Raw genomic sequence first — 1,825 nt, forward strand, 5'->3', positions numbered from 1 at the left:
TTGGTCGTTAAACATATTCTACCCGCTATGGGTTTATTTTTTTAAATCTGTTGCACTTAGATTGTAAATACTCACTGAACAATTTTTATTAACTTTTGTTGACGTTCCTTAATATTTTTCATTGAGTTTTTCATACTTAGGAATCTCCCGCTCCCTAAAATTTAAGCACGCTTATTTAAGAATTACACACGCTCCCATTAAAACTAACATATTTTTATTTAAAATCACATAAAAACAATTGAAAATCCATAAATTATTCGCTTTCCTTAACTTTAACAGGTGCAATATTCCTGTCGGACATCTTCTTAAGATACATCCAAATTTGTGGACGACGAGTCCGTAAGAATACTTGCAGGACTGCATAAACAACAATTGTTATGCCAATCCAAACTGGGTTGCCTGAAATCCAAGCAAGGAAGATTAAGCCGTTTAATGGACGACACATTACATTAAAACTTGCAATCATAACTGCACCTGCAGGAAGTGCTACTCCATATTGAGCAACCGCATGGGTATAAATAGGTGCAATATAACTACACATGTACAAGCCTAAACTAAACCAAACAATTGCGTTGGCGATTGTCTTCAAAATGTTACCATGAGTAACCGCAATGATTGATTCAACCATGAATGGAATCGATACTAAATCAACTACTAGTAAGGTCTTATTTCCAGGAAGAATAAATGCTAATAGGATAACAATTGGGATTAAAATCGTCCCTGAAATAATAGTTGCCGGTTCACCATACCCAAGGCCATCATCAACCGCAAGGAACCACCGCTTCTTACTCTTAATGTTGTCTTCTTCTGAAGTAACTTTATTTTCACCTTTACTGTAACGTTCCGTAATTTCATCCGTCAATGGCTTGAACGCTTGTCCAAAGAGATGTGCTACTAATGGGAAAATTGTCATAACTGCTGCTAATTGAACACCGAATTTGAGAATTTGGCCCCACGCAGCTAAGGATCCAAGGTTTTTCAGGTTACCTAAAATTCCGATAATAATCCCTAAGACAGCACCGATAAATGTAGGTTCACCAAAAACTCCTAATTTACTCTTGATGGCATCCGGTGTTGCATGAAAACGGTCAAAGTGCAACATATTCCATAATGGATCAAGAATAATTGCTGGAATAATATTTTCCATATTATGGGCAGCACCAACTGTCCCATTACTAATTTGATAGTAAGCAGAGTATCGATCTGCCTGAACTTCAGCCGTTAACAAAACGTACAACATCATGAAAATGCTAAGACCCAAGGATAACCAGAAATTATGGGTAACAAAGTAAGATAATGTACCCCAAATCATAAATCCCCAGTTCATCCAAAGATTGGTAGCAAAGAACACTTTTGTGTAACCAATTAAGAATAGTACTATTTCAAGAATTAACCCAACAATAAAGAAGGTAATTCCAACAGTTGAATGGAATGAAACCAAAGCAGCTGTTTGCCAACCAGTATCAACAACTGGCAAATTAATTCCAGTCGTTGATACCATTTGACGAACAATCTTCGTAACAACAGGAGTAAAAGCATTAATGATCCAGCCGAACCCGGTTAAACCAACCCCAACAAGCAGCGCACTCATCATTGCAGTCCGTGCTTTAACTCGTAAACAAAGTGCAACAATAAAAATTACAATAGGCACGACTACAGTATCGCCTAAAGTCGTAAAAATATTCATAAATGACTGCAGCATTATAATCCTCCTAACTAACCTTCAAAATATCTAACGGTTTTTGTACCGCGGTTTGTAAAATTAAGTTAGAAAAATAAAAAAGTCATTTGTGATAGACTTTTGAATAACCACAAACAAAAGTAA

General features: G+C 36.3%; 1 protein-coding gene. It reads right to left on the reverse strand.

Translation table 11 applies throughout. The annotated features are described in order from the left end of the window. Positions 1-253: 253 nt before the first annotated feature. Positions 254-1,702 carry a PTS transporter subunit IIC gene (locus tag QOS07_RS09165; RefSeq protein WP_283588639.1) on the reverse strand — a complete coding sequence of 483 codons (1,449 nt, stop codon included), beginning with the start codon at positions 1,700-1,702 and terminating at the stop codon, positions 254-256. Between the last annotated feature and the right edge of the window lie 123 nt (positions 1,703-1,825).

Source organism: Limosilactobacillus viscerum, from assembly GCF_947387525.1.
Lineage (GTDB): Bacteria > Bacillota > Bacilli > Lactobacillales > Lactobacillaceae > Limosilactobacillus > Limosilactobacillus viscerum.